The sequence below is a fragment of the Streptococcus sp. genome (assembly GCF_019414905.1).
Classification (GTDB): domain Bacteria; phylum Bacillota; class Bacilli; order Lactobacillales; family Streptococcaceae; genus Streptococcus.
Genome location: NZ_DXLC01000042.1, coordinates 1 through 6,564, shown reverse-complemented (window position 1 = coordinate 6,564; position 6,564 = coordinate 1). Strand labels below are relative to the sequence as shown.

Below are 6,564 nucleotides of genomic sequence, written 5' to 3'. Positions count from 1 at the left end.
CTTGTTTCCTGTAAAGAAATTAACGATATGATTCCACCAAACTTTTAAGAAGAAGGCTTTTTCAACTTTCTTTTCTGCTAGCATTTCGAAACTAGGACGTTCAGCGGTAATGTAACCTTGACCAATCAAATCCTTGTCTTCGTAAGTCAAATGGCCAACCACTGTTCCGGCTTCAAGTGGTGCTGGGATTGCTTTAGAATCAGGTGTGAATTGAATAGATTGGGAAGATTGACCCCCAACACGTTCAATTAGATAGATATCCTCTGGGGCCACTGCAGTGACCGTATCTTCTTTTCCATCTTGTACGGGGACTTTACTATCTTGATAGGCATCGCCTTGTTGAACGATTTTGCGAAGTGTGAATGTAGAAGAGATATAATCCATTAGTGAAGATGTAGCTGTGAAGCGAGCGTAAGGATTATTGTCTTGATGATCTGCATTCAAAACAACAGTGATAACCCTCATGCCTTTTTCGACAGTAGTACCAACAAAAGATTCTCCGGCTTTGTCTGTTGTTCCTGTTTTAAGGCCATCAAAACCACCTCGATAAGCAGGCATGCCTTCTAACATGTAGTTGGTCGAAGTGATTGTCATTCCAGCAAAAGTAGAAGAAGGTTTTTTCGTGATTTCCAAGACTTGTGGGTATTTTTTGATGAGGTTGCGAGCAACGATAGCGACATCATAAGCACTGAGCTTATTTTCATCATCTTTATTAGACCCTGGGTAAATGTTATCTCCGAGTGTTTCGTTGTTCAGACCAGTTGTATTGACAACAGTGGCATCTTTGATTCCCCATTCCAAGAGTTTTGTTCGCATCATATCAACGAAGTTTTTTTCAGAGCCAGCAATTTTCTCAGCTAGGGCAATAGCGGCGCTGTTGGCACTAGATACCAGAGTTGCTTCAAGTAACTCTTCGACAGTATAATTGCGGGCCTCCATAGGAACATTACTTGCTTCAGAGTTTGTTGTCAATCGATAAGGATAATCTGAAATATCTACTGGGGTAGATAGTGTAATACTTCCGTTTTCCAAAGCTTCATAGACAAGATAAACCGTAATCAATTTTGTAATAGAAGCGATTTCGACTGGCTGAGTTGCATCTTTTTCATAAAGTATTTTACCAGTATTTGCTTCAACAGCAATGGCATGTTTAGCGGCAATGGTAAAATCTTGAGCAGCAACAGTAGAAGCACCCCCTAAAAGGGAGACAGTTAATAAAGTTAAACATATTTTTTTCATAGTAGTCTTATTCTATCATAAAGAAAAAAAATATTCTTGCTTTAATAATTCATCCGTTAAGCTTTTTGAAAATATGGTAAAATAGAGTGAGGGAGGTAACTCATGTTTCGTAGAAATAAATTATTTTTTTGGACCACAGAAATTTTACTCTTAACCATCATCTTTTACCTATGGAGACAGATGGGGTCTTTGATTAACCCTTTTGTTAGCGTGCTTAATACAATTATGATTCCATTTTTATTAGGGGGCTTTCTTTATTATTTGACAAACCCTATTGTTACTTTCTTAAATAAAGTCTGTAAACTCAATCGTTTGCTTGGTATTTTAATTACCTTGTGTGCTTTGGTCTGGGGAATGGTCATAGGTGTTGTCTATCTCTTACCTATTTTGATTAATCAGTTATCTAGTTTGATTATATCTAGTCAAACTATTTATAGTCGAGTACAAGACTTAATCATAGACTTATCTAATTATCCTGCACTCCAGAATTTGGATGTAGAAGCTACAATTCAGCAACTAAACTTATCCTATGTTGATATTCTTCAAAATATCCTAAATAGCGTATCAAATAGTGTGGGGAGCGTCTTGTCAGCTCTTATCAGTACTGTTTTGATTTTGATTATGACTCCAGTTTTTTTGGTTTATTTCTTACTAGATGGACATAAATTCTTGCCCATGCTTGAAAGAACGATTCTAAAGAGGGATCGCTTGCATATTGCAGGCTTATTAAAGAGTTTAAATGCGACGATTGCTCGCTATATTAGTGGAGTTTCGATTGACGCAATCATTATAGGTTGTTTGGCTTATATTGGCTATAGTATTATTGGTTTAAAATATGCTTTAGTTTTTGCTATTTTTTCTGGTGTAGCCAATTTAATTCCTTATGTGGGACCAAGTATTGGCTTGATTCCTATGATCATCGCAAATATATTCACTGATCCCCATAGAATGCTAATTGCAGTTGTTTACATGCTAATCATTCAACAAGTGGATGGAAATATCCTCTACCCTCGAATCGTTGGTGGCGTGATGAAAGTCCATCCAATAACAATTTTAGTATTACTTTTGTTATCAAGCAATATCTATGGGGTCATTGGTATGATTGTCGCAGTACCAACCTATTCTATCTTAAAAGAAATTTCTAAGTTCTTATCACGTTTGTATGAAAACCATAAAACAATGAAAGAACGAGAAAGAGAATTAGCTAAGTAAAAGTCAGGAAATTCCTGATTTTTCTTTTTCTTTAGGTAAATTATAGGAGTAGAAGTGTCGTTTAGATCAGCCGATTAAGAATAATTCATAAAAACTTTGTAAAACACTTGCAATTTAGCTGAAATTTGATAAAATAGTAAGGAAAGTTAGACTGTATTGCCTACTGTCTATCTATAAAATATATTTTATTGGAGGCTTTTACTCAAATGGCAAAAGAAAAATACGATCGTAGTAAACCACACGTTAACATTGGTACTATCGGACACGTTGACCACGGTAAAACTACCCTAACTGCAGCTATCACAACTGTTTTGGCACGTCGCTTGCCTTCATCAGTTAACCAACCTAAAGACTATGCGTCTATCGATGCTGCTCCAGAAGAACGCGAACGCGGTATCACTATCAACACTGCGCACGTTGAGTACGAAACTGAAAAACGTCACTACGCTCACATCGACGCTCCAGGACACGCGGACTACGTTAAAAACATGATCACTGGTGCCGCTCAAATGGACGGAGCTATCCTTGTAGTAGCTTCAACTGACGGACCAATGCCACAAACTCGTGAGCACATCCTTCTTTCACGTCAGGTTGGTGTTAAACACCTTATCGTCTTCATGAACAAAATTGACTTGGTTGACGACGAAGAATTGCTTGAATTGGTTGAAATGGAAATCCGTGACCTATTGTCAGAATACGACTTCCCAGGTGACGATCTTCCAGTTATCCAAGGTTCAGCTCTTAAAGCCCTTGAAGGTGACACTAAATACGAAGACATCGTTATGGAATTGATGAACACAGTTGATGAGTACATCCCAGAACCAGAACGTGACACTGACAAACCATTGCTTCTTCCAGTCGAAGACGTATTCTCAATCACTGGACGTGGTACAGTTGCTTCAGGACGTATCGACCGTGGTATCGTTAAAGTCAACGACGAAATCGAAATCGTTGGTATCAAAGAAGAAACTCAAAAAGCAGTTGTTACTGGTGTTGAAATGTTCCGTAAACAACTTGACGAAGGTCTTGCCGGAGATAACGTAGGTGTCCTTCTTCGTGGTGTTCAACGTGATGAAATCGAACGTGGACAAGTTATCGCTAAACCAGGTTCAATCAACCCACACACTAAATTCAAAGGTGAAGTTTACATCCTTACTAAAGAAGAAGGTGGACGTCACACTCCATTCTTCAACAACTACCGTCCACAATTCTACTTCCGTACTACTGACGTTACAGGTTCAATCGAACTTCCAGCAGGTACTGAAATGGTAATGCCTGGTGATAATGTGACAATCGACGTTGAGTTGATCCACCCAATCGCCGTAGAACAAGGTACTACATTCTCTATCCGTGAGGGTGGACGTACTGTTGGTTCAGGTATGGTTACAGAAATCGAAGCTTAATTCGATTTAGTTCCCAGAAGAACAATTATTTAAGTCAGACACTAAAAGAATCTTGCTTTGCAAGGTTCTTTTTTTCGAATATTGAACTAAAATTAAAGAATTGCTTATAAAAAAGCTCCATACACCTGATGTGCATAGAGCAATGGGCTTTATTTGATATAGAGTTCTTGATTTTTCAAGACAATTTCACGTACGCTTGCAAACTTTTTGAGTTTTTTGATTTCTTCTGGATGAGTGACGAGAGTGATAACATAGCCTTCCTTGCCCATACGACCTGTACGGCCAGCACGGTGAGTGTAGGTTTCGACATCTCTAGGAACATCAAAGTTTACGACACATTCTAGGCTATCGATATCAATTCCACGTGCCAGAAGGTCTGTTGCAAGAAGTAGGCTTAGTTGCTTGTCTTTAAACTTTTCTAAGATGACTTTTCTAAATTTAACATTGACATCGCTAGCGAGGGAGACAGCCAATATATCACGATACTGTAATTTTTCTTCTGCACTTCCAAGGTCTGATAGGCTGTTAAAGAAGAGCAGACCGCGGAAATCCTCTACATGAGCCAATTTTCGTAGCATATCCACTCGGTGACGTTGGTCTACCTGCATGTAGAAATGCTGGATATTGTCCAGTTTTTGGTCAGAGAGGTCAATGGTATGTGTATTCGGCACAATCTTTTCTTGGTCAAACTTGGTCGTAGCACTCATGTAGATGAGTTGGTGGTCACGAGGTGCGTAGTGAGTGATTTTCTCGACAAAGTGAATCTGAGAATCATTGAGCAATTGATCAAATTCATCCAAGATGATGGTTTCTACATTCATCATCTTGATTTTTTTCAATTTAATCAGTTCCAAGATACGGCCAGGGGTTCCAATCAGAATTTCTGGTCCTTTTTTGAGTCGTTCAATCTGGCGTTTCTGACTTGAACCTGATAGGAAGAGTTGGGCTGTCAAACCGATAGTTTCTGACCACGTTTTACATACGTCAAAAATCTGTCCAGCCAGTTCTGTATTTGGTGCTAGAATCAATAGTTGCTGGGCTTTTTTCTTTTGTAGTCTGAGAAGACTTGGTAGGAGGTAAGCTAGGGTCTTACCAGTTCCTGTTGGGCTCACTCCTAGGAGATTTTCTCCAGCAAGGATAGGCTCAAATAGTTGAGTTTGAATGGGGGTAAATTCTTGGAAACCGAGTTGGTCACTCAGTTCTTGCCATTCAGTCGGTAGTTTAGTTTTCATTTTTTGCCTCAAATCTAATGCCAGCAGTCTGGCGCATGGTATATAGTAGCTCATGAACAGAGCCTGCATCGTCCAGCCAAGTCTGGTAGAGCATCTGGTCTGGTTGCTGGATCATCTGTGCAAATGCAGCGACTTCCTCAGTCATCGTATGAGGAGCCTGTTGGATAGGGAGCTGGACTTGATTTCCTTGGTGGTCGGTAAAAATAGCTGATCGGATATGTTCAATCGTGTTGAGGGTTATGGTCCCATCTGTCGTATAAATCTCGCAAGGAAGATTGGAAGTAATGTTTTTCCCAGCCTTGATATGAACTTGAAAGTCAGGGTAGAAGAGAATTCCGTCTCCATTTAGGTCAATGCTATTGTCAAGCTGTTGCCCCTGATAGGTTGCATCCTTAGCTTTTCCAAAGAGGCGAACGGCAGCGTAGAGAGGATAAATCCCCAAATCCATGAGAGCTCCACCAGCAAAACGCTCTGAAAAGACATTAGGTGTCTTCCCAGCCAACAAATCCGGCATCTTGGAAGAGTATTTGGCATAGTTGAAATCAGCTCCTAAGATTTGCTTGTCTGCCAAAAAACTCTTGATAGTAGCAAAAGCTTTCTCGTGATAATTACGAGCTGCTTCAAAGATAAAACAATTATTTTTCTCAGCTGTTTGAATCAAATCTAGCCATTCTTGTGGCTGAGTAACAGCTGGCTTTTCAAGAATGACGTGTTTACCAGCAGACAAGGCAGCTTGTGCCTGAGCAAAATGTAAGGAGTTTGGACTGGCGATATAGACTACATCAAAGGAAGACTTGAAGAAGTCCTCTAATTGATCGAAGAGTTGGAGATCCTGATAGCGAGAAGCAAAGGTTGCGGCAGTTTCTAGTTTTCTAGAATAGACTGCGACCAGCTGGTATTCTCCGCTGGTATGGGCTGCTTCTATGAAGTGATGGCTGATAGCGCCTGTTCCGATGACAGCTAATTTAAGCATAGATACTCCTTTTCCGATTTTAAATCCTTCCTTCATTATAACATAGATAGACTTGACTATCCAACAGGGGGTGAAAAATTTCAAATAAGCTACTAGGACTTTCCCAAAGAAAGTGGTACAATAATGAGATGAGTAAATGAAATGGGAGGGGAAATGAGGTTACTACCTATAAGAAAAATATCACGTCAGTCTAAGAGGCTAGCGCTTTTTTTGACTTTTTGTGCAGGATATGTTGATGCCTATACTTTTATTGTGAGAGGGAATACTCTGGTAGCTGGACAAACGGGGAATGTCGTCTTTCTATCAGTGGGGCTCATTCAACACAATGTTTCAGATGCTAGTGCCAAAGTAATGACCTTGCTAGCTTTTATGATGGGGGTCTTTTTATTAACTGTTTATAAGGAAAAATTGAGAATTGTGAAAAAGCCCATTCTGTCATTGATTCCTTTGGCAATCTTATCAATCATTATTGGTTTTGTGCCGCAAACTGTAGATAATATCTATC

At 39.6% G+C, this 6,564-nt stretch carries 6 protein-coding genes; 3 read left to right on the top strand and 3 right to left on the bottom strand.

Translation table 11 applies throughout. The features are described 5' to 3' along the window. Window positions 1-1,239, bottom strand: a 1,239-nt coding sequence (gene pbp3, locus QZ359_RS01135; protein ID WP_293954362.1) for a D-alanyl-D-alanine carboxypeptidase PBP3, incomplete at its 3' end; no start/stop codon positions are given. Between the two features lie 102 nt (window positions 1,240-1,341). Between pbp3 and cozE the strand changes: the two genes are divergently transcribed. Both cozE and tuf read left to right on the top strand, forming a co-directional pair. Then, on the top strand, window positions 1,342-2,451 hold the full coding sequence (cozE, locus tag QZ359_RS01130) for a cell elongation protein CozE (RefSeq protein WP_293954359.1): 1,110 nt from the start codon (window positions 1,342-1,344) through the stop codon (window positions 2,449-2,451). Between the two features lie 206 nt (window positions 2,452-2,657). Continuing rightward, window positions 2,658-3,854 (top strand): elongation factor Tu, encoded by a 1,197-nt coding sequence (tuf, locus tag QZ359_RS01125; protein ID WP_293954356.1) that lies wholly within the window; start codon window positions 2,658-2,660, stop codon window positions 3,852-3,854. Window positions 3,855-4,003: 149 nt separating this feature from the next. Here tuf and QZ359_RS01120 read toward each other — a convergent pair whose 3' ends face one another. Together QZ359_RS01120 and QZ359_RS01115 are read right to left on the bottom strand one after the other, a co-directional pair. Then, a complete protein-coding gene (locus QZ359_RS01120; protein ID WP_293954353.1) occupies window positions 4,004-5,086 on the bottom strand; it encodes a DEAD/DEAH box helicase in 1,083 nt (360 codons plus the stop codon). Next, on the bottom strand, window positions 5,076-6,059 hold the full coding sequence (locus tag QZ359_RS01115; protein ID WP_293954350.1) for a Gfo/Idh/MocA family oxidoreductase: 984 nt from the start codon (window positions 6,057-6,059) through the stop codon (window positions 5,076-5,078). Before QZ359_RS01115 ends, QZ359_RS01120 begins: the two co-directional genes overlap by 11 nt. A 153-nt stretch (window positions 6,060-6,212) precedes the next feature. Here QZ359_RS01115 and QZ359_RS01110 point away from each other — a divergent pair. Continuing rightward, a partial coding sequence (locus tag QZ359_RS01110; protein ID WP_293954347.1) for a YoaK family protein occupies window positions 6,213-6,564 on the top strand: 352 nt, incomplete at its 3' end.

What these genes read in the sequence shown, in the direction of transcription:
- QZ359_RS01120 (WP_293954353.1), bottom strand. Translation starts at nt 5,086, where the DNA reads ATGAAAACTAAACTACCGACTGAATGGCAAGAACTGAGTGACCAACTC.
- tuf (WP_293954356.1), top strand. Translation starts at nt 2,658, where the DNA reads ATGGCAAAAGAAAAATACGATCGTAGTAAACCACACGTTAACATTGGT.
- cozE (WP_293954359.1), top strand. Translation starts at nt 1,342, where the DNA reads ATGTTTCGTAGAAATAAATTATTTTTTTGGACCACAGAAATTTTACTC.
- QZ359_RS01115 (WP_293954350.1), bottom strand. Translation starts at nt 6,059, where the DNA reads ATGCTTAAATTAGCTGTCATCGGAACAGGCGCTATCAGCCATCACTTC.